Below are 973 nucleotides of genomic sequence, written 5' to 3' on the forward strand. Positions count from 1 at the left end.
GCCCGGCCAGCACCAGCAGCGCACCGGGATGCCGTCCCGGGTGACGGCCATGCCGATGACGATCTGCGGCAGGTCGTCGCGGGAGTCCTTGGACTTGCCGTAGGCGCGGAACCCGCCGTGGTTCGCGTCGCCGTTCGCCTCACTGTCGTGAAGCGGGCGGCCGGCGTCGTCGCGGGCGACGGGAGCGTCGGGCTCCTCCAGCTCGAAGTAGGTGCTGGTGGTGTCGAAGAACAGCAGGTCCACTTCGAGGTTCAGCAGGGTGGCGACGGAGTCGAAGACCTGCTTCTCCAGGTCATCGGTGACCTCGTGCAGCCAGTCCATCGCCCGGTAGCAGGGCTGTTCGCCGATCTCGGTCAGTCCGTCGATGTGCGCGTCGTTGGTGATCCAGTCGGCGGCGGCAAGCTTGGACGACGGCGCCAGCGCCCGGTTGGCGACCAGGGCGAACAGCACCCGCTCGGTGGTGGTCATGTCCCGAGGCCGGCCGCGCTTGGGCTGCCCGACCCGGGCCACGATCTGGTCGATCTTCAACCTGCGCCACAGGTGGTCGAGCACGTAGGTGCCGCCGAACGGCACCGAGGAGACGAACTCCAGGTCGGATGCGGCGGTGGCCACGAGCGCGTCGCCAGGCTCCAGCAACTTCGATAGAGACACGACCAGGCGCTTGACCGCATCGCGGTCGAGTTGATCCTCGCGGCCGAAGGTGAACAGCACCTTGGGCACCGCCCGGCCCTTGGCCGGGTCCCACTCGTTGTGGGCCAGGTGCAGGTACCGGACCGTGCCGGACTTGTTCTCCCGCTTCGTCGTCTTCACATACACGGCTCTAGACAATACGAGATACGTCCAGGCTGGCACGCGTTAGTCCAGGAGATCGCGTCTCTAGGGACTTCTGGCCTTCTCTGCCTCTCGCGACCCGCCGACCAGCGCATTCCGCCTCGCAGGACCTCCAGGCCCGCCGAATTACGTCGAACCCGGG

Annotated in this window: 1 protein-coding gene; it reads right to left on the bottom strand. The window is 67.4% G+C overall.

All coding sequences use genetic code 11. The features are described from left to right. On the bottom strand, positions 1 to 816 hold an 816-nt coding region (locus AC1WTP_RS34420; protein ID WP_481653379.1), incomplete at its 3' end, for an IS1634 family transposase. Between the last annotated feature and the right edge of the window lie 157 nt (positions 817 to 973).

The sequence above is a fragment of the Micromonospora sp. R311 genome (assembly GCF_056780015.1).